The organism is Streptomyces sp. NPDC085900, from assembly GCF_044540925.1.
GTDB lineage: Bacteria > Actinomycetota > Actinomycetes > Streptomycetales > Streptomycetaceae > Streptomyces > Streptomyces gilvifuscus.
The window spans coordinates 96,339-115,349 of sequence record NZ_JBITSP010000016.1; the positions used below are offsets into that span (position 1 = coordinate 96,339).

Here is a 19,011-nt window from a genome sequence, read left to right on the forward strand (position 1 = left end):
TACGTCCTACTCGGTCCGCCCGGCGAAGAAGTCCGCCAGTGAGGACGAGAGGGCCTGAGGGGCCTGTTCGGCGACATGGTGCCCGGAGTCGATGCCGTGGCCGCGGACGTCCGCCGCCCACTGCTGCCAGATCTTCAGCGGGTCACCGTAGAGGTCTTCCAGGTCGTCCTGGAGCGACCACAGGATCAGGGCGGGGCACCGGATGCGTACCCCGGCGGCGCGGTCCTCGTCCTCGTGCCGCCTGTCGATGGTGAGCCCGGCCCGGTAGTCCTCCAGCATGGCCCGCACCACGTCGGGATTCCGCATGGCCGCCCGCCACTCGTCGTGGTTCTCGCGTCCCATCCGGTGCGGGTCGCCGCGGTACCAGCTGTCGGGATCGGCGTTGATGACGCGCTCGGGTATGTCCGGCTGCGCGAAGAAGAACCAGTGCCACCACTGCGTGGCGAACTCGGCCGTGACACGCGACAGGTGCTCCGTGATGGGCAGGCAGTCGATCAGTGCCACGCGCGTGACGACGTCGGGATGGTCGAGGACCAGCCGCAGTGCGACGGCGCCTCCGCGATCGTGCCCGGCGAGCGCGAACCGGTCGTGGCCCAGGGCGCGCATCACCGCGACCACGTCCCCGGCGACGGCGCGCTTGGAGTACCCGGCGTGGTCCGCGGTGGGCGCCGGGCCGGTCGACCGGCCGTATCCCCGCAGGTCGGGGCAGACCACGGTGAAGCCGCGCCGGACCAGGCGCGGCGCGACCCGGTGCCAGGTCGCGGACGTGCGGGGATGGCCGTGAAGCAGTACCACCGCCGGCCCCTGGCCGCCGTGACGGACGAACGCCGATGACTCGCCGATGTCCACCTGCCTGGTCTCGAAGTCCTCGAACAAGGCTGTGGCCTCCCGCCTCCTGCCGACCGAGCCTCCCCGGTACCCCGGAGACCGTGGAGCACACGACCCGGCGCGGCCGTCAGCTCGCGGACGAGGCCGTCGCCGGTCGCGAGGGTGCCATGGCCCAGCGCACCGCCGAGGTGACGGCCTGCCCCAGCGGCCGGACGCACCACTCGTCGACCAACGGCAGCCTGGGCAGGCGCAGTTCGCGGGCGGCCCAGTCGGGCAGCAGGGAGACGGCGTTGGCGGCCAGGACACCGTAGGGAAGCCGGGCGGCGAGCGGGACGGGCGGGTTGAGCAGCAGGAAGCGGGCGGCCTCCCTGGCCTGCGGGGAGGCGCGCAGCTCCGGGCGGTAGGCGTCGAGCAGGCGCGCGAGTTCCGCGCGGTCGCGGGGCGGGTCGAGTACTCCCAGCTCGGCAGCGATGCGTGCGGTGTCGGCGATGTAGCCGTCGCAGCCTTCGTCGGACAGGGGAGCGGTGCCGAAGCGCTGGTGTGCGCGCAGGAAACTGTCGACCTCGGCGGCGTGCACCCAGCCGAGCAGATGGGGATCGGCGGCATGGTAGGGGTCGCCGTCCGGTGTGCGGCCCCGGACGCGTTCGTGCACCGCCCTGACCTGGGCGCAGGCCTCCTGCGCGTGCTCGACCGTGCCGAAGGTGGTCGTGGCGAGGAACGTGCTGGTGCGCTGCAGCCGGCCCCACGGGTCACCGCGGTAGCCGGAGTGGGCGGCGACGGCCGCCATGGCGTGCGGGTGCAGGGACTGCAGCAGCAGGGCGGACAGCCCGCCGATGAACATCGAGGCGTCCCCGTGCACCCGGCGGATGGGCCGCTCCGGGCCGAACCAGCGCGGTCCCGGGGTGCCGTGGATACGGGCGCGGTTGCGCGGGCCGTCGGGGCCGGCGACACGGGTGAAAAGGCCTTGGCCCAGCTGCTGTCGCAGACCGGGGCCGCCGAGGGGGATGAGTCTCATCAGCCGAGGGCCCTTCTCTCGGTCGCTGTGCGGTGTGGTGCGGAGTCTCCAGTGTCGGAGGGCGGCGGGGGCGGATGGAACGGGAGGGACGTCGGAGAACGGCCGAGCGGGCCCGTCGGCTGTGCAGCCGCGGACCCGCTCTGTCTTGCCGCTCTCTCTACCAGCGGTACCAGCGGCCCCTGCGGCCGCCGTTTCCGGCCGGCCGGACCACGAATCCCAGCAGCCACAACACCAGGACGATGACCGCGATCCACCAGAGTGCCTTGAGTGCGAAACCGGCACCGAAAAGAATCAGAGCAAGCAGCAGAACAAGAAGCAAAGGAACCATTTGTTGAACACCTCCGGCGCTTCATGTGCCCCGGAAGATGCGCCTTACGCAGGGAATTCAAAGCTGTTTGATCCGGACTCGGCCGGGAATTCGCTCTGTTTTCGCACGAGCGCTCCTGTGGGGTCTCAGCCGGGAAAGCGGCCGGTGGAGCGCAGCAGCCAACGGCGCTCCGCATAGGCCAGGTCCTCCCGCCACAGCCGGCCGGCGGCCGACACCATGAACCGGCGCAGCAGCGGGGCCGCCGTGCGGGCCACGGCGAAGCCCGGACGCTCCGAGGAGGCCACGACCGCCTCCACCACGGCGGTGCGCGGCCGCCCCCGCTCGTCCGGCCCCAGGGGCGTGGCGTGTGTCTCGACGACCGAGCCGCTGCCCTCGCCCTCGGTGATGCGCATGACGATCGTGCGCGGCTCGGGACTGGTGAACACCGCTTGTACCGGTACGACGAGCCGTCCGGCGACCTTGAAGGAGACGTCGACGGTGAACCCGTCGTCGTCCGACGCGTCGGCGCCGGGCGCCGCGGCCACCGTCAGGTCCACGAAGGAGTGCGGGTGGAACCAGGCTCCGTGCCAGGGGTCGAGCCGGTTGGCGACGATGTCCTCGGGTTCGCAGACCCCGATGCCGCTGTACACGGCGGCGACGGCACCCGACAGCCGGGGGCGGGCGGGGACGACGGGTGCCTCCAGCGGTGCCTCGCCGCCGACCGCGTCCAAGCGCACCCAGACCAGGACCCCGTCGTCGTGCACCGGCACCGGGTCCCATCCGGCGAACGGCGTGCCCTTCAGGGCCATGCCGTGCCAGTGGCACACGAGCGTGCCGCAGCGCACCGGGCTCTCGGCGAGCGGCGCGCCCAGGTGCGGGCAGATGCCGGGGCCCGCCACGAGCCGCCCGTCGGCGGCGCGCCACACCACGACCTCCTGTCCGGCCACCGTGCCGGACAGGGGCCGGTCCTCGCGTACGTCGCGGGTCGCGCCGAGGACGTACCAGTTCCCGGAAGGTCGGGCCTGGGCCCGTTTGAGGGCCTGGGCGATGGCGCCGGGACGGGCCTGACGCCAGGTGGGCTGCTGCTTCTCCCAGCGTGGTGCGTTCCGCCGCAGGGCAAGGGGGTAGCGGCGCGGTTTCATGTGACCTTCTCGGGCGTCGGCGCGGGCGTGGGCGTGGCCGCCGGTGTGGGCGGCGCGGGGTGCGGGGGCGGGCCGGTGACGGGGGTCGGCCGACTGCGCAGCCGGGCGACGGCCACGCGGGTCAGGCCGTCGAGGGCGACGGTGGCGCGTCGGCGGCGGGAGACCACCGCCCGGCGCTGCACCGAGCGGTAGCCGTCCTCGGCGACGGCGTCCAGGATCCCGCCGTAGAGGACGAACGCCGTGCGGATGCAGGGCCGTGAGACCGGTTCGAGCATGGCCAGGCCGGGGGCCGCCTCGTCGTAGACCCGGCGGGTCAGGTCCGCGAAGTCCCGCAGGGCGGCGGTGATGCGGCGGTCGGGGCGTCCGGTGTCCCGGCTCCAGCGCAGCAGCTGCCGGTCCACGTCGTGTGCGGCCAGCAGGTCGGCGGGCAGGTACACCCGGCCGCGGTCGAGGTCCTCGCCGACGTCCCGCAGGAAGTTGGTCAGCTGGAAGGCCACGCCCAGTGCCGCAGCGTGGGGTGCCGCTTCCTCGCGCGGCACGACCGTGCCGAGCACCGGGAGCATCTGCAGCCCGATCACCTCGGCCGAGCCGTACGTGTAGCGGCGCAGGTCCGCGTAGGTGGCGTAGTCGGTGACGTCGAGGTCGGCGCGCATCGCGGCCATGAAGTCGGTGAAGTGGCGATGGTCGATGGCGTACCGGCGAGCGGTGTCGGCCAGGGCACGGACGACGGGCTCGGTACTGTCGCCGTCGCGCAGTCCGGTCCTGAGCTCCTGCTGCAGACGGGTCAGTTGCTCTCGGCGGTCCTGGTCGGTGGCGGCCGGGTCGAGGGTGTCGACGATGTCGTCGGCCCAGCGGGCGAATCCGTACAGGGCGTGCACGGCGGACCTGCGCTGCACCGGCAGCAGCCGGGTGGCGAGGAAGTACGTCTTGCCGTGCCGCGCGTTGAGCTGCCGGCACTGGGTGTACGCCTGGCGCAGGCCGGGGTCGGTGATGCCGGCTGCGTCGAGTTCGCGGTTCGTCACGCGGGCCTCCCTTCCCGGCGGGCCGCGGGCCGCGGACGGGCACCGGCGCGAGCAGAGCCCACGCCGCCGGTGATGCGCGCCGCGGCCAGCTTCCCCGACAGCAGCACGGTCGGCACGCCGACTCCCGGCGTGGTGCCGCACCCGGCGAGGACCGCGTTGACCGTGCCGCGCGGCAGGTTGCGCGGCCGGAACGGCCCGGTCTGGGCGAAGGTGTGGGCGGCGGAGAAGGGGGAGCCGGCCGCGTGCCCCTGCGCGTGCCAGTCGGCCGGGGTGACCAGGCACTGTTCCTCGATCGAGGAGGCGATGCCGTCCAGGCCGCGCCGGTCGAGTTCCGTGAGCAGGTCGTGCCGGTAGTCGGCGGCCAGGTCGCCCCAGTCGGTCGCGCTGGGTCCCAGTCGGGTGTTCGGGCAGGGGGCGAGGATGTAGTGCAGGTGCCGGCCGGGTGGCGCGAGCGTGGGGTCGGTGGTGGTGGGGCGGGTGATGAGCAGGGAGGGATCGCTCATCAGACGGCCCGTCCGGGTGAGTTCGTGGAAGGTGCGCTTCCATGCTCCGCCGAAGGAGATCGTGTGGTGGGCCAGCCACGGCCAGGTGCGGTCGGTGCCGGCGTGCAGGATCACGGCGGAGGGGGAGAACTGCAGCGACACAGGCCGCTTGGGGGCGTGTCCGAGCAGGCGGTAGGTGATCGGCAGGTCGGGCGTGAGGACCACGGCGTCGCAGGGGATCCGGTCCTCCTCGGTGACGACGGCCGTGACGCGGTCGCCGGACCGCTCCAGACGGGTGACGGTCTGGCCGAATCGCAGGTCGGCTCCCGCCGCCTCGGCGGCGTCCGCCATGGCCCGGGGGAGGGCGTGCATGCCGCCGCGCGGGAAGTACACGCCGGCCACCGTGTCCATGTAGGCGATGACGGCGTAGGCGGCGAGGGCGCGCTCGGGCGCCACGCCCGCGTACAGCGACTGGAAGGAGAAGACCCGGCGCAGTCGCTCGTCGTCGAGGAAGCGGCCGATACGTGCGTCCAGACGGCCGAATCCGCCGAGTGCGGCCAGCCGGGCGAGGTCGGGGGTGAGCAGTTGCAGCGGGGAGTCGAAGTTGACGTCGATGAAGCGTCGCAGCTGCGCCCGGTAGAGCTTCTCGAGCCAGACGCGCAGCTTGCGGTATCCGGCGGCCTCGCGCGCGCCGGCGAAGCGTTCGACCTCCGCCTCCATCGCCTCGGCGTCGGTGTGGACGTCCAGTGTGCTTCCGTCGGCGAACCGCGCCCGGTAGGCCGGGTGCAACGGCACCAGGTCGACGCGGTCGCGCAGGCTCTCGCCGACGGCGGCGAAGGCCTCGTCGGCGAGGTGGGGCATGGTCAGCACGGTGGGACCGGTGTCGATGTGGTAGCCGTGGCGCACCAGGCGACCGGCGCGGCCACCGGGAACGTCGTCGCGCTCCACCACGGTGACCCGGCGGCCGGCGCCGAGCAGGTGCAGGGCGGCCGCCAGCCCCGACAGGCCGGCGCCCACGACGACGACGTGGTCGGTGCGCCCGGGAACGGTTCGGGTCATCGGCGGGCCCCTTCGTCCGTGGTGGTCAGCGACAGGGATACGGGGACGACGTCGTCCGGGGCGGCGTCGGGCGTCTCCGGCGGTGGTGTCCCGGCCGCGGAGCGCAGCAGCGCGCGGAGCCTGTTCCCGGCATCCGGCGCGAGCAGGGCGCCGTCCAGATGGCGCAGACCCTGGGCCACGAGCCGGTCGATCTTGGCCTCGACGGTGGCGCGTGCCCCGGTGACCTCGAACACCTCGCGTACGGCGGCCAGTTCGGCGTCGGAGAGGTCAGCTCGGCCGAGCGTGTCGCGCAGGACGGCGAGGGCGTGCCGGTCGCCCGCGGTCTCGGCCCGCGCCTGGGCAACGGCGGCGAGGTAGGTGGGTTTGCCGCTGCGGATGTCGCCGCCCGGGGGTTTGCCGGTGTCGCGGGGGTCGCCGTAGACGTCGAGGAGGTCGTCGCGCAGCTGGAAGGCGATGCCGACGCAGCGGCCGGCAGAGCACAGGGCACGGGTCGTGGTGGGGGTGGCTCCCGCCAGCGCGGCCCCCAGGGCGAGCGGGCGCTCCACGGAGTACAGGGCGCTCTTCAGGCAGGCGGCGCGGATCGCCCGGGAGAGCGACCGCGCCGAGGTCGCCTCGCCGTGGACGTCCAGGTACTGCCCGGCGACCATCTCCATGCGCATGGCGCGCCACAGGTCCCGTACCTCGCGCGCGGTGGCCCGGGACAGTTCGGTGTCCGCCACTACGTCGTCGGCCCAGGCCAGGGCGAGATCGCCGGCGAGGATCGCGGAGGCGTGGCCCAGACGGGCGGCGCGCGGGGCGGAGGTCTCGTTCGCGTACCGGTCCGCTATCTCGGCGTGCAGTGAGGGGCGTCCGCGGCGCACCGGCGCGTCGTCCATCACGTCGTCGTGGACGAGCGCGCAGGTCTGGATCAGCTCCAGGGCGGCGCCGATGCGCAGGGTCGCGCGCAGCACCGACTGGTCCCCGCCGCAGGCTCGCATCCCCCACCACACCAGACGGGAGCGGCTGAACTTGCCGCCGTCCTCCGTGAAGCGCGCGACCCGGGCGGCCAGGTCCCGGGCGAAGAGCGGGTCGACGGCTTCGGCCGCCGTGAGCCGCCGGGCGAGCAGTTCGGCGAGCACACCGCGTACGGCACCGGGCACGTCCGCGTCCACGGCGCGCAGAGCGTCCGATCCGGTCGGATGTGCGCTGTGCCGCCGAGTGCCGTGCGGGCGGTGTTCCTGTGCCGTGCTGGGGCTCATGCCGGTTCCCGTCATCGAGATCCTCGTGATCAGAGCTGGCTTCGTCGTCAACGGTTCGGGCCGGGTCGGCAGGACGGATGCGGCGCGGCCCGGGAAACGACGCGGAGAGATGGCAGGTCCTTGAACTGTGTGCTTACGCGAACACATCTACTCGCCGATGAGCTGGTGTGACGGCGCATACAGGGGTCTTGTTCGCGGATGTGACACGGATGGCCGTGCGCGGCATGACGTATGTTTCGACGCACAGACGATGCAAGTTGTCCTCGCTGCATCGATTTCGGAGGGTGGAGTGGTCACAGTCGCTCCAGGCGGCCACCTGGCGAAGCAGAGGAGTAGTCATGACGACCGCCCCCCAGACCCGCGCAGACCTCTTCGACGACGCCGAACTCGTCGACGGGTTCCTCGCCGGAGACGAGGCATGCCTGGAGGTCGTCCACGACCGCTGGCGCTCGCTCGTGTACGGCCTCGCCAAGCGCTCCCTGGGAGACGCCAGGGACGCGGAGGACGTCACCCAGATGGTGTTCCTCGCGGCGTGGCGGGGCCGCGCCGGCTTCGCCCCCGAGCGCGGCACCCTGCCGGGCTGGCTCGTGGGCATCACGCGCCGCAAGATCGCCGACGCGCTCGCGGCCCGCACCCGGCGCTCCGAACTCGTCGCCGCCGCGGGCGCCAGACTGCTGGTGACGGCCCACCAGGAGACGGTGCGGCCGGAGGCGTCGCTCGACCGGGTGCTCCTGGACGACGAACTGTCACGGCTGCCCGCCCCGCAGCGTCGCGTGCTCAACCTCGCCTTCCACGACGACCTGACCCAGACCCAGATCGCCCAGCTCACCGGATGGCCGCTGGGGACCGTCAAGAGCCACGTCCGCCGCGGGCTGCACCGCCTCGCCCGCCGCCTCGACACGGACGACGCCGAAAATTCACCCCTCGCAAGCGGGTGACCATCGCATCCGCAGGGGTACCGCTCCGGGAATGTTGTCGTCAGTCCGACCAAGTGACACGAGAGGGGTTGAGGCGGTCGTGCTCGAGGCGGAGGTCGCCATCATCGGAGCCGGAGCGGCGGGGCTCTCCCTGGCCCACCGTCTGTCCCGACCCCTGGCCGGCGGCCGCCCCCTGTCCGCGATCCTGCTGGACGCCCCGCCCGGCCCACTGCGGCCGCCCCAGCGGACCTGGTGCTTCTGGGAAGCGGGCCGCGGCCGCTACGACGCCGCCCTGACCGCCTCGTGGCGGCACCTGCGCGTGCACCCGCCCACCGGAGACCCCATCGAGGACGACATCGCGCCGCTGAGCTACAAGATGATCCGCTCGGAGGACTTCGAGGCCCTGGTCGGCCGCGACCTCGAACGCAGCGGCCGCGTCGAGCGCCTCGAAGCGACGGTCGACCACGTGGAGGCACTTCCGCAGGGCGCCGAGATCCACGCACACGCGGCGGACGGGCGGGAGCGGTCCGTGCGGGCTCGCTGGGTGTTCGACTCGCGTCCCCCCGGCAGCCTGCCCGCGGCCCGCACCACCCTGCTGCAGCACTTCCGCGGCTGGTTCCTGCGCACCGACCGCCCGGCCTTCGACCCGTCCAGGGCCGAACTCATGGACTTCCGCACGGCCCAGCCCGCCAAGGGCCTGTCCTTCGCCTACGTCCTGCCCACCGGCACCCGGCAGGCACTCGTGGAGTACACGGAGTTCTCCCCGGCCGTCCTGTCGAAGGACGCCTACGACGCCGCGCTGAGCCACTACACCGACTCGGTGCTCGGTCTGAAGGACTACGAGGTCGTCGGGACCGAGACCGGTGTCATCCCCATGACCGACGCCCCGTTCGCGCGTCAGACGGCGCCGTCCGTCTTCCGGATCGGCGCGGCGGGAGGAGCCACCCGGCCCTCGACCGGCTACACCTTCGCCGGCCTGCAACGACAGACCGCGGGCGTGGCCGCCGCCCTGCGCCGCGGGCGCCGTCCGGTGCCGCCGCAAGCCCACTCGGCGCGCTCGCGCGCCATGGACGCCGTACTGCTGCACGCGCTCGACAGCGGTCTGGTGGACGGCGCCGCCTTCTTCTCGGGCCTGTTCGCCCGCGTACCCATGGCCCGCCTGCTGCGCTTCCTGGACGGCACGACCCGGCTGCCCGAGGATCTGGGCATCGGCCTGCACACCCCCGTCCTGCCCATGCTCCGCGCGGCCGCGGAAGTCCCGCTGCTGCCCCGGCGCCCCTTCACCGGTTCCTGAACCGCGGTGCGCCCCGCCCGCCCCACCGACCCTGGAGAACGCATGACCCTGCTGCGCGACGCGGACCTGGCCACCGCGTTCGACCATGCGGCGCAGTCGTACGACACGCTGGTGGCCGCCAACCCCGGCTACCACGCGCATCTGCGCCGCTCGGCCCGCAGACTGGGCCTGCCCCGCCCCGGCACCGGACTGCGCGTCCTCGACCTCGGCTGCGGCACGGGCGCGTCCACCGCCGCCCTCCGCGCCGCCCTGCCCGGCGCCGACATCACGGCCGTGGACGCCTCCGCCGGAATGCTGGAGCGCGCCGCGGCCAAGCCCTGGCCGACGAACGTCAGGTTCGTGTGCGCCCCGGCGGAACGCCTCGCCGAGGCGGGCGTCGAGGGCCCCTTCGACGCGGTGTTCGCCGCCTACCTCTTCCGCAACGTCTCGGACCCCGACGCCGTTCTGGCGACCGTCCACGACCTGCTCGCCCCGCACGGGCGGCTCGCCGTGCACGAGTACACGCTCAGCGGCCGCCCGGTCCACCGCGCGGTGTGGACGGCCGTGTGCCGGGGGCTGGTACTGCCCGTCGCCTCCGCGCTGGGGGACGGTGAGCTGTACCGCCACCTGTGGCGCAGCGTCGTCGACTTCGACACCGTCGACGCCTTCGCCGACCGCCTGCGCGCCAACGGGTTCGACCAGGTACGAGCGCTGCCGCTGCCCGGCTGGCAGACCGGCATCACCCACACCGTCGTCGGCCGGCGCGCCGACGCCACGGCGAGGGTCGCGCGATGACCGGCCCCAGGGCGCACACCGCCCGCCCCGGCCGCGACCGGCGCGCCGTGTACCTGCCCCCGCCGGCCGGCTCGGCCAGGGTCGGCGGACCACCCCGCAGTACCGCCGTGGTGGGCGGCGGCATCGCGGGGCTGGCCGCCGCGACGGCACTGGCCGAACGCGGTGTCGACGTGACGCTGTACGAACGCGAGCCCTACCTGGGCGGCCGCGTGGGCGGCTGGCCGGTCGAGCTGTACGACGGCTCCACCGCCACCATGAGCCGCGGCTTCCACGCGTTCTTCCGCCAGTACTACAACCTGCGCGGCCTGCTGAGCCGTACCGACCCGACCCTGGCCGGCTTCACCGGCCTGCCGGACTACCCCCTGCGACACGGCGCCGGACTGCACGACAGCTTCCGCAGGGTCCCGCGCACCCCGCCGCTGAGCGCACTGGGCTTCGTCGCGCTCAGCCCGTCCTTCCGCTCGCGGGACCTGGTCCGCATGAACCCCGTCGCGGCACTGCCGCTGCTCGACGTCCGCGTCCCCGAGGTCTACGACCGCCTCGACGCCGTCAGCGCCCACGACTTCCTCGCGTCCCTGCGCTTCCCGCAGGCCGCACGCCACCTCGCCTTCGAGGTCTTCTCGCGCAGCTTCTTCGCCGACCCCCGGCAGCTGTCGGCCGCCGAGATGGTCCTGATGTTCCACATCTACTTCCTCGGCAGCGCCGAGGGACTGCTCTTCGACGTGCCCCGGGAGCCCTTCCCGACCGCCCTGTGGGAACCCCTGGGGGACTACCTGCGCGGGCACGGGGCCACGCTGCGCACCTCGACGCCCGTCGAACAGGTCACGCCCACCGAGGACGGCGCCTTCACGGTCCTCGCCGACCGGCGGGCGACACGGCACGACACGGTCGTCCTGGCCCTCGACACTCCCGGGCTGCGCTCGCTGGTCGGCCGCTCGCCCGGGCTCGGCGACACCGCCTGGCGCGACCGCGTCCACCGACTGCGCACCGCGCCCCCGTTCCTCGTCTCCCGCCTCTGGCTGGACCGGCCCGTGGACCGCCGCCGGCCCGGGTTCCTGGGCACGGCCGGATACGGGCCGCTGGACAACGTCAGTGTGCTGGAGCGCTGGGAGGGCGAGGCCGCCCGCTGGGCCTGCCGTACCGGAGGCTCCGTGGTGGAACTGCACGGCTACGCGCTGCCCGAGGACGGCGACCCCGAGGTGGAGGCGAAGCGGCTGATCGAGGAGCTGTGGCGCGTCTATCCCGAGACCCGGAACGCGCGGATCCTCGACGAGCGCCACGAATGGCGCCAGGACTGCCCGCTGTTCCCCGTCGGCGGCTACGACGACCGCCCGGGCGTGCGCACCCCGCACAGCGGCCTGGTCCTCGCGGGCGATCTGGTGCGCACGGACCTGCCGGTCGCCCTCATGGAACGGGCCGCCACCAGTGGATTCATGGCGGCCAACGCCCTGCTGGAATCCTGGGGCGTACGTGGCCACCCGCTGTGGACCGTGCCCGACCGCGGCCGCAGCCGACTGCTGCGCACTCTCGCGGCTCGCGGGCAGGGTGCCGCGCCGCGCCCGTGAGCGCGGCCCGGCCGCTCAGCTCGCGGGCACGTCCTGGCGGTCCGAGGCGGGCCACACGTAGGGCAGATCGTCGGGCACACCGGGGAACAGGCCGGCGTAGACCTCCGGGTCCTTACGGACGAGGGCCGAGCGGTGACTGCGGTGGAAGGCCTCGTCGCCGAGCCAGGGCGGCAGCTCGTGGCCGGCCGCCAGGTCCGCCTGGTCACGCACCGGCGCTCCGGGGCGGTGTGCCGCGAGGCCGGCGACGAGGGAGGCGGCACAGCTGTCCTGGTGCCCCTGCTCGCGCCACACGCGGCAGATCTCCAGGCCGTAGCGGACCAGCGCCTCCTCGTAGCCGGTCCACATCCGCACGGCCGGGTGGCGGCGCCACCCGTAGCCCGGCACGGTCAGCCCCCGCAGCACCTGCAGGGCCTCGACGCGCTGCTTGCCCAGGCGGCGGCGGTCCAGCAGGAGCGCGGAGGCCCTGAAGTCCGGGTCGGGCAGGAACGTCTGCATGGTCGTCGTTCCTCGCTGTCCTCGCGGCGGGCTGGGGGGAGCGCCGTGTTCAGGCGGTGTGGCGGGCCGCGGCCTGGTCGGCCTGGCCCCCGGCACCGAGCGGACCGGTGTGCTGCCAGGGCTGCCGTTCCTGCAGCCGCGGCAGTTCCCGCCGGGACAGCCGCATCACCACCGGCGGCATGGCCGCGCGGACCGGCTGTGTCAGACGCAGCCAGGCGGGGGCGTAGACGGCCGTGCGGCGCCGCTCCACGGACCGCACCAGCCGCGCCGCCACCACGTCCGCCGCCATTACGCGGCGGGCCGGGGACGGCATGTGGGCCCGCAGTTCCCGCAGGACGGCGTGCCGGTCGGCGTCGCGCACCATGTCGGTGTCGATCCAGTTGAGGTAGGCGATGCCGACACTGACCCCCTCGTGGGCCACCTCGGCCCGCAGCGAGTGCGCGAACGCCTCCACGCCCGACTTGGAGGCGCAGTAGGCGCTCATCAGGGGTGCCGCGCCGATCGACGCCAGGGAGGCCACCTGCAGGAAGTGGCCGGCCGTGGCCACCAGGTCGGGCAGGAAGACCCGCGCGGTGTGGGCGCTGCCGACGAGGTTGACCTCGATGACCCGGCTCCAGGTGGCCGGGTCCGAGGAGGCGAACGGGCCGCCCTCGGCGATACCCGCGTTCGCGACCACGACGGAGGGGCGTCCGAACCGGCTGCGGATGCGATGAGCGGCCGTCAGGAGCGCGTCGACGTCGGTGACGTCGGCCTCCACGGACAGCGCCGGGCCGGGAAGGGAGGCCGCGACCGCGTCGAGCGCCGCCTTCTCGTGGCCCAGCAGGGCGACCCGGGCGCCCCGTGCGGAGAACTCGCGGGCCAGGGCCGCGCCGAGACCGCGTGCGGCTCCGGTCACCACTGTCGTCCGGCCCGACAGGGGACTGCTGTGCGTCGCCATGGGCACTTCCTTCCGGCTCGGGGCGAGCACGTCCTTTCGACGTGCTTCGCCTCCGGCGCCCGGATCGGATGCGGGTCAGTCCCGGGGCAGGGGCGGTCGTGCGGTGTGGTCCGGGTGACCGTGGGTGCGGCGCTCCTCCTTGAGCTCCGCCTCGTAGACGTGGTCCCGGTGCTCGGCCAGCTCGCCCTTCGCGCCTGCCTCCAGCTCGGTGAAGGGGCGGTAGTAGGTGGCGTTGTAGGCCTCGATGATCTGGAACGTCCAGTGCCCGGGGATGACGTTGCGTCCCAGGATCTCGTTGTTGATCTTCTCGGCCCACTCGTGATGGCCGGCCTCCCGCAGCAGCCGTACCGCGTCGCCCAACTGGAAGTCGGCCGTGCCGGTGAGCTGGTGGAAGTCGTACAGGCGGCCTCTGGCCCGCTCGGTCGTCTCCAGCGCCTTCGACAGGGCGGCCAGTGCCTCCACGGTCTTGTCGTCGGCGCCGTCGGCGCCGTCGGGGCGCCGGTGGTGCGGGTCGGCGGGTGTCTGGTGGTGGTTCATGCGTACTCCTGGTCTGCCGCCGCGGTGTGCGCCGCGGTGCCGGTCAGCGTTTGTCTCCGGTGCGGTCGCGCTGTGTCAGCAGGCGTTGGGCGCGGGCCAGGCCGGGTGACCGACGGCGGCGCAGGGCCGCGCGTGCGGCGTTGGCGCCCGGCGCACCGTGGACGCCGCCGCCGGGGTGGGCCCCCGCGGAGGCGAGGTACAGGCCCGCGACGGGCGTCTCGGGCCGCCCGGTGCCGGGCACGGGCCGGAAGACGAGCTGCTGGTGGACAGCGGTCGTACCGCCGTTGATGGCGCCGTTGACCAGGTTGCCGTCGAGCGCCTGGAGGGTGGGCGGGGCCAGGATGCGGCGGGCCCGGACGAGCGAGCGGAAACCCGGTGCGAAGCGTTCGACCTGCTGCTCGACCCGGTCGGCCATGAGTTCCTGGTCGGTGGCGTTCCACTGCCCGGTGATGCCGTCGTCGCCGGCGTCCGCGGTGATCTCGTGCGGTACGTGGGTGTAGGCCCAGGCCGATTCGGTGCCGCTGGGGGAGCGGGACGCGTCGGCCTTGGTCATCTGGCCGAACAGCAGGAAGGGCCGGTCCGGGATCTGGTGCATGGCGATCTGGGCGGCGAAACGGGTCAGTTCGTCCATGCCGTCGGCCAGGTGCACGGTCCCCGCGCGTGCCGCCTGTTCCGCCTGCCAGGGCACCGGGCCGTCGAGGGCCCAGTCGACCTTGAAGGTCGCGAAGTCCCACTGGAAGCGCCGCAGGTCGGCCAGGAGCTGGTCGGGCAGATGCTCGGGGGCGATGAGCTCGCCGTAGAGGGCGGGTACCGACACGTCCGCGAGGACCGCCCGGCGGGCCGCGATCGTCTGGCCGTCGGTCGTCCGCACACCCACCGCCCGCCCGTCGCGGACGGTGATCGACGTGACGCGCTGTCCGCAGCGCAGCTGTCCGCCGACGGCCTCCAGGCGCCTGGTCAGGGCCTGGGTGAGGGCTCCCGATCCGCCGACCGGGACGGGAAACCCGTAGGTCTGGCCCAGCATGCCCATCAGCCAGCCGAAGCCTCCGCTGCCGGTCGCCTCGGGGGCGAGGTCGGCGTGCAGCGCGTTCCCGGCGAGCAGCAGCCTGCCGCCCTCCCCCTCGAACTCCTCCTCGCCCATGCGGCGCACCGGCAGTGTCAGGGTGCGGGCCATGCGCAGCCCGCCCGCGGCCCGCAACCGGAGCGCGAGCCTGGCCGTCGCCTTGATCGGAGGGAAGGGGGTGAACAGCGCGCCCAGCAGATCGGGCCGTACCTGCTCCCAGATCTCGTGCAGGCGGTGCCAGGCGGCGCCGTCGCCCGGCGCGAAGGCGTCGAGGGAGGCGGCCGTGGCGTCGATGCGCCGATCCAGCACCGCGCACCGGCCGTCGGTGAGTGGATGGGCCAGCACGCTGGGCGCGTGGCTCCAGCGCAGCCCGTGGTCCTGCAGCCGGAGGGCGGTCAGGACGGGGGACGCGGCTGCCAGAGGGTAGAAGGAGCTGAACAGATCGTTGACGAACGCAGGGTCGACGCCCCGGTCGTGCCGTACGGCGCCCCCCGGCTCGGGCTGTTCCTCCAGCACCAGCACGCTCCAGCCGGCGTCCGCCAGGAGATTGGCGGCCACCAGACCGTTGGGGCCGGCACCGACCACAATGGCGTCGGTCACGTCACGGCCCGCCTTCCGTCACCGCGTCGACCGGTGCCGAGCCGGGGGTGGGCCGTTCGTGGCCGGTCCGCTCTTCGCACAGCCGGGCGAGGCGCGCGAGCATCGTGCGATGGCGCAGCTGGATAAGGGCTTCGAAGGCGAAGTTGTGCCACGTGCCGCCGGCTCCCTGCAAGGGGTGTTCGTCGACGATCACCAGGCAGTACTCGCCCCAGGGCCGTAGCTCGATCGCGATCCGTGCCGTGCCGAGGATGCCCGCGTACGCCTCCAGTTCGAGGCGGGCGCCGGGGTCGCAGAAGCGGACGGTCGTCTCGTTGGACAGCAGCATCGGTCCCAGGCGGACCTGGTAGCGGATCGCCGCCCCGGTCCGCGGCCACGCACCGCGGACGGGGCGGGAGCTGGAGGTGCCGACGACCCATTCCGCGTACCGGGTGGGGTCCGACAGCAGGTCCCATACGACCTCGGGCGCGACCTTGATCAGGCGATGGCGTATGGCCACACGTGCCTCCCGTGCTTCGTCGGCCGACTGGGGCAAGAGCCATCGCCGGGTGCCCTGGATCAGGGGAGCTCAACCGGCGGAGGTGACGGGTCGTGCCGCGGATCGGATTCGTGCCGGTGGATCACGCGGACGGGGGTACACGGGGCGCATGGCATCCCAGACTGATCACTTCACGTCGCTGCCGGCTGCGAGGCAGCTGCGTCGTATGCGGGCCTTCTACACGGCGGGCGTCGTGTTGTGGGCCGCGTCGAGCATCTGGACCGGGTGGGTCTCTCCCGGCAGCCGGCCCATGTGGACGTCCCTGTTGCTCCTGGCCGTGTTCGCCGTCCTGCTGGGGCTGGCCTGCCGATGGCTGCGGGGTCTCAAGAGCGACGGTGAGACCGGGCCGGCACATCGGGCGGCACCGCGGCGGGCCCCCGCGATACGCCACACGAGCGCCTGAGCCCCGTCGGAAACCGGGTCGTCCCTCCTGGGGGCCCGGTTGCGCGTGCCGCCGCCCCGCAGTCGTCGTGCTCGACTGCGGGGCGGTGCTGTGAGGGCTTGCGGACGTTCAGTTGGTGTAGACGGCCGGGGAGCCGCTGACGCTGCTGTCGACCACGGGGGCGTAGGTCGCGGAGAAGTAGCCGTTGGCCGCGCACAGCCCCGATCCGGACACCTTGCTGAACGCCTGGTTGGAGAAGGCCAGGCTGTTGTTGCCGTTGGAGCTCACCGCCGACAGGCTGGGTGCCTGGTAGACGCAGGTGACCGAGCCCAGCAGGGTGGAGAGCACCACCGTGGTCTGGATCGTGCCGCCTGAGGCGGGGGTCACGGTGACGGTGCCGTCGGAGGCGGCGGAGGTGGTGTAGGGCAGGCCGTTGACGGTGATGCTGCGCACGCCCGTGACGCCGAAGACGTTGCTGGTGCAGCCGCTGAACGTCTGCGAGGTCGCGGACTCGGTGGCGGTGCCCGGGGCGGCGGGGTTGTCGGTCACGGTGGCCGAGAGGGTCGAGCCGGTGCAGCTGATGCCGGAGGAGCCGCCGCTGCTGGTGGCGAGGGTGGCCTTCGTGCCGGAGGCGAGCGAAGAGGTGAGGACGTCGCCGACGGAGACGGCGTTGCCGCCGGCGCTGCCGTAGGTGAGCACGGAACCGTCCGCCGAGGCCGAGGTGGCCGGGAGGAGGGCCAGGGTCGTCAGGGCGGTGGTGGCGAGGATGGCGGAAGCCATGTGTCTGCGCATGGAAGGTCCTCTGGTACGGGGGGTGGCGAAGGGGGCGGGGTGCCGCTCCGCCACGGGGCGGGGGAGCGGCACCCCGCACGGCCGTTCCCGGAGGGTGGGAGCGGCGGACCGGTGCGGGTGTGTGTCCGGCCCGGCGTCGGGGACGCGGGCGCACTTGTTGCGGCCTTGCGGGTGCGTGAAACTGACGGCCCCGGTGGCGTGTCGCCGTCGGTCCGGCCGAGTGGAAAACCTGTGAAGGTTGTAAACCTGACGGGTATTCAACGTCAAGGCTGTGCACGCGAGTTGGTGAGGAAGAAGGGTGCGCGATGGCAGAAAGCCCCACGATGCCACCTGTGTTGGTGCTGCCAGGAACGCGTACGGGACGCGACCCGCAGCGCTCCCTGCGGCCCGGACCGCGCAGGGCCTCCGCCGAGGCGGTGGCCGCCAACCAACGCGACCGGCTGCTCGACGGATTCGTCCGCACGGTGGCCCAGGTCGGTTACGCGGGCACCAGAGTCAGCGACATCTGCAAGGCGGCGGGCGTGACGAGGCCGGTCTTCTACGAGCTGTTCAAGGGCAAGGAGGACGTCTTCCTCGCCGCCCACCACCACGGCACCTCCCTGGTCTTCAACGCGATGGAGGAAGCCCACGGCCAGGGTCCCGACTGGCCTGGCCGGGTACGGGCCGGGCTCGGCGCGTTGCTCGGCATCCTCGCCGAGGCGCCGGCGTTCGCGGCCATGGCCATCGTGGAGATAGACGCGGTCGGCCCCGCGGGGCGGGCGGCGCGCGAGGAACTGCTCGCCCGATTCCGGTACTTCTTCGCCGACGCGCCCGAGACCGAGCTGCCCGTGCCCACCCAGGAGGTGGTCGACACGGTGGTCGGCGGTGTCTACTCCGCGATCTACCGGCACATCGCCGCAGGCCGAACCACCGACCTGCCGGCTCTCCTGCCCGTCCTGACCTTCTCCGTCCTGGTTCCCTTCCTCGGCCCGGAACGCGCCGCCGCCCGCCTGGCCGACCCGCCGCCCTCCACCGGCCCGCTGCCGTCCTGCCTCACACCGGACGCTTGATCCGAAGGCGGGGTGCTCCCGCTCGCGATGTCGTCACGACGGCGGCGAGTGCGGCAGCGGGGTGTCGGCGTCGAGGGCCGCCGCCCGGAGGGCTGCCGCCACCCGGCCGCTCGCCTCGGTCGGTGGGTGGGGGAGACGGGCCAGGAGCAGACGCCGCTGCTCCTGGGGACCGCCGCGGACGGGCAGGACGCGGACGCCCGGTGGCGCGACGGAGGCCAGCACGGCGGGCACGGTGGTCAGTCCGCAGCCCGCGGCGACCAACTGCAGCCTGGCGAGCCAGTCGTGCACGGTGTGGGCGATCTCGGGCCGCTCGTCGAGCCCCGGCCACACGCCCATCGACGTGTCCTCCCCCGACGCGGAACCGGTGATCCACCGCTGGCCGCGCAGATCGCCGACGTCGACGAAGTCGCCGCGGGCCAGGGGATGGGTGGCCGGCACTGCCAGGCGGAGGGCGCGCTCGGTGAGTGTCTGCAGAGCCAGGGGAGGCGACTCGGCGTCCGGCGGCCGGAACGGCGGCGCCGAGGCGAGCAGCGCGAGGTCGAGGCTCCCGGCCCGCAGGGCGCGTACCAGCGCCGGGGTGCTGCCCTCCCGGCCGACCACCTGAAGGCCGGGGTCCGTTCGGCGCAGGGCGGCCAGGGCGCGCGGCACCAGCACGGCCCCCGCGCTGGGAAACCAGCCGAGGCGGACGGTCCCGGCCTGCCCGGGCAGGCCGGACAGCTCGCGCGCGGCCGCGTCGATCTCGTCCAGCACCACCGTCGCACGGCGCATGACGACCCGGCCGGCGGAGGTCAGTCGCACGCCGTCGCGCCGCCGCTCCAGCAACTCCGCGCCCGCGGCCCGTTCGATCGCTGCGATCTGCCGGGACACCGCGGACTGGGTGTAACCGAGCGAGACGGCGGCCGCGGTGAAGGTCCCCTGCTCGGCGACGGCACGGAAGACGCGCAGCGCGGTCAGCGACACATCCCTGAAGTCCATGAC

At 73.5% G+C, this 19,011-nt stretch carries 20 protein-coding genes; 6 read left to right on the plus strand and 14 right to left on the minus strand.

Features of this window, described 5'->3' with window-relative positions; translation table 11 throughout:
* Window positions 1-6 precede the first annotated feature (6 nt).
* From ACIGDI_RS38860 to ACIGDI_RS38890, 7 genes are all read right to left on the minus strand, one after another.
* Window positions 7-876 (minus strand): alpha/beta fold hydrolase, encoded by an 870-nt coding sequence (locus tag ACIGDI_RS38860; RefSeq protein ID WP_399906925.1) that lies wholly within the window; start codon window positions 874-876, stop codon window positions 7-9.
* Window positions 877-955: 79 nt separating this feature from the next.
* The gene (locus ACIGDI_RS38865) at window positions 956-1,843 is read right to left on the minus strand and encodes an oxygenase MpaB family protein (protein ID WP_399906927.1); all 888 of its coding nucleotides are present in this window, start codon (window positions 1,841-1,843) and stop codon (window positions 956-958) included.
* Between the two features lie 157 nt (window positions 1,844-2,000).
* Window positions 2,001-2,171 (minus strand): DUF5670 family protein, encoded by a 171-nt coding sequence (locus tag ACIGDI_RS38870; protein ID WP_142148582.1) that lies wholly within the window; start codon window positions 2,169-2,171, stop codon window positions 2,001-2,003.
* Between the two features lie 125 nt (window positions 2,172-2,296).
* A complete protein-coding gene (locus ACIGDI_RS38875) occupies window positions 2,297-3,292 on the minus strand; it encodes a DUF5914 domain-containing protein (protein WP_399906929.1) in 996 nt (331 codons plus the stop codon).
* A complete protein-coding gene (locus ACIGDI_RS38880) occupies window positions 3,289-4,314 on the minus strand; it encodes a phytoene/squalene synthase family protein (protein WP_399906931.1) in 1,026 nt (341 codons plus the stop codon). The genes ACIGDI_RS38875 and ACIGDI_RS38880 overlap by 4 nt, the downstream gene beginning before the upstream one ends.
* Window positions 4,311-5,855: a phytoene desaturase family protein gene (crtI, locus tag ACIGDI_RS38885; RefSeq protein WP_399906933.1), complete on the minus strand. Its 1,545-nt coding sequence runs from the start codon at window positions 5,853-5,855 to the stop codon at window positions 4,311-4,313. Before crtI ends, ACIGDI_RS38880 begins: the two co-directional genes overlap by 4 nt.
* Window positions 5,852-7,093, minus strand: coding sequence for a polyprenyl synthetase family protein (locus ACIGDI_RS38890; RefSeq protein WP_399906935.1), 1,242 nt, complete (start codon window positions 7,091-7,093; stop codon window positions 5,852-5,854). The genes crtI and ACIGDI_RS38890 overlap by 4 nt, the downstream gene beginning before the upstream one ends.
* A 338-nt stretch (window positions 7,094-7,431) precedes the next feature.
* On the opposite strand from ACIGDI_RS38890, the gene ACIGDI_RS38895 reads away from it, so the two are divergent.
* From ACIGDI_RS38895 to ACIGDI_RS38910, 4 genes are all read left to right on the plus strand, one after another.
* On the plus strand, window positions 7,432-8,031 hold the full coding sequence (locus ACIGDI_RS38895; protein WP_399906937.1) for a sigma-70 family RNA polymerase sigma factor: 600 nt from the start codon (window positions 7,432-7,434) through the stop codon (window positions 8,029-8,031).
* Window positions 8,032-8,110: 79 nt separating this feature from the next.
* The gene (locus ACIGDI_RS38900) at window positions 8,111-9,304 is read left to right on the plus strand and encodes a lycopene cyclase family protein (protein ID WP_399906938.1); all 1,194 of its coding nucleotides are present in this window, start codon (window positions 8,111-8,113) and stop codon (window positions 9,302-9,304) included.
* 42 nt (window positions 9,305-9,346) lie between these two features.
* A complete protein-coding gene (locus ACIGDI_RS38905; protein ID WP_399906940.1) occupies window positions 9,347-10,078 on the plus strand; it encodes a methyltransferase domain-containing protein in 732 nt (243 codons plus the stop codon).
* Complete coding sequence (locus tag ACIGDI_RS38910) at window positions 10,075-11,643, plus strand: FAD-dependent oxidoreductase (protein WP_399906942.1); 1,569 nt, start codon at window positions 10,075-10,077, stop codon at window positions 11,641-11,643. The genes ACIGDI_RS38905 and ACIGDI_RS38910 overlap by 4 nt, the downstream gene beginning before the upstream one ends.
* A gap of 15 nt (window positions 11,644-11,658) precedes the next feature.
* Here the strand turns inward: ACIGDI_RS38910 and ACIGDI_RS38915 are convergent, their stop codons facing one another.
* The 5 genes from ACIGDI_RS38915 to ACIGDI_RS38935 form a co-directional block, all read right to left on the minus strand.
* Window positions 11,659-12,138, minus strand: coding sequence for an MSMEG_6728 family protein (locus ACIGDI_RS38915; protein ID WP_142148564.1), 480 nt, complete (start codon window positions 12,136-12,138; stop codon window positions 11,659-11,661).
* A gap of 49 nt (window positions 12,139-12,187) precedes the next feature.
* Entirely contained in the window at window positions 12,188-13,075 is an 888-nt protein-coding gene (locus ACIGDI_RS38920; RefSeq protein WP_399906944.1) for an SDR family oxidoreductase, read from the minus strand.
* A gap of 75 nt (window positions 13,076-13,150) precedes the next feature.
* Window positions 13,151-13,612 carry a hypothetical protein gene (locus ACIGDI_RS38925; RefSeq protein WP_399906946.1) on the minus strand — a complete coding sequence of 154 codons (462 nt, stop codon included), beginning with the start codon at window positions 13,610-13,612 and terminating at the stop codon, window positions 13,151-13,153.
* 43 nt (window positions 13,613-13,655) lie between these two features.
* Window positions 13,656-15,275 (minus strand): phytoene desaturase family protein, encoded by a 1,620-nt coding sequence (locus ACIGDI_RS38930; RefSeq protein WP_399906948.1) that lies wholly within the window; start codon window positions 15,273-15,275, stop codon window positions 13,656-13,658.
* Between the two features lies 1 nt (window position 15,276).
* Window positions 15,277-15,771, minus strand: a complete 495-nt coding sequence (locus ACIGDI_RS38935) for an SRPBCC family protein (protein WP_399906950.1) — start codon at window positions 15,769-15,771, stop codon at window positions 15,277-15,279.
* Between the two features lie 148 nt (window positions 15,772-15,919).
* Between ACIGDI_RS38935 and ACIGDI_RS38940 the strand changes: the two genes are divergently transcribed.
* On the plus strand, window positions 15,920-16,213 hold the full coding sequence (locus ACIGDI_RS38940) for a hypothetical protein (protein WP_399906952.1): 294 nt from the start codon (window positions 15,920-15,922) through the stop codon (window positions 16,211-16,213).
* Between the two features lie 108 nt (window positions 16,214-16,321).
* On the opposite strand, the gene ACIGDI_RS38945 is transcribed toward ACIGDI_RS38940, so the two are convergent.
* The gene (locus ACIGDI_RS38945) at window positions 16,322-16,984 is read right to left on the minus strand and encodes a Tat pathway signal sequence domain protein (protein ID WP_399906954.1); all 663 of its coding nucleotides are present in this window, start codon (window positions 16,982-16,984) and stop codon (window positions 16,322-16,324) included.
* Between the two features lie 305 nt (window positions 16,985-17,289).
* Here ACIGDI_RS38945 and ACIGDI_RS38950 point away from each other — a divergent pair, with 305 nt between their 5' ends.
* Entirely contained in the window at window positions 17,290-18,033 is a 744-nt protein-coding gene (locus ACIGDI_RS38950; protein WP_234490601.1) for a TetR/AcrR family transcriptional regulator, read from the plus strand.
* 33 nt (window positions 18,034-18,066) lie between these two features.
* On the opposite strand, the gene ACIGDI_RS38955 is transcribed toward ACIGDI_RS38950, so the two are convergent.
* Window positions 18,067-19,008, minus strand: a complete 942-nt coding sequence (locus ACIGDI_RS38955) for a LysR family transcriptional regulator (protein WP_399906956.1) — start codon at window positions 19,006-19,008, stop codon at window positions 18,067-18,069.
* Window positions 19,009-19,011 lie beyond the last annotated feature (3 nt).